Annotated in this window: 1 pseudogene; it reads right to left on the bottom strand. The window is 74.7% G+C overall.

From position 1 onward, the window contains the following. Positions 1-331: pseudogene (locus B3T77_RS02735) on the bottom strand (peptidase); the annotation flags it as partial. Positions 332-376: the final 45 nt, after the last annotated feature.

The raw sequence follows: 376 nt of genomic DNA, 5'->3' as shown, positions 1-376 counted from the left end.
GCATCTCCACGACCGCAACCGGCCGCATCCATCGCCCCGCCGCCTCCAGCAGCGTCTCGCGCCCACCGACCTCGGCCCAGTCCGCCGAATAGGCCGGCAAGACCGTGGGCTCCTCGCCTGCCACCTCACGCCACACCCCGCGCACCAGGCCCAGACAGTCCGCGCCCACGCCCTTGATGCTGGCCTGATGCCGATACGGCGTGCCGAGCCAGGACCGGGCGGCCGCGACGATTGCACAGCCCTCTCCCTCCCCTCGTGGGGGAGGGTCGTCGCGAAGCGACGGGGTGGGGGCGGCCCGGCGACCGGACTCGGATTGCTCCGCCCTCCCCACCCGGTCTCGCCTGCGGCTCGACCGCCCTCCCCGTTCCGGGGAGGG

Origin of the sequence: Brevundimonas sp. UBA7838, assembly GCF_002500885.1 — a bacterium.
In the GTDB taxonomy this organism is placed as follows: Bacteria; Pseudomonadota; Alphaproteobacteria; order Caulobacterales; family Caulobacteraceae; genus Brevundimonas; species Brevundimonas vesicularis_C.
The sequence above is the reverse complement of the archived record's forward strand: the minus strand, read 5'-3'. Positions and strand labels throughout refer to the sequence as shown.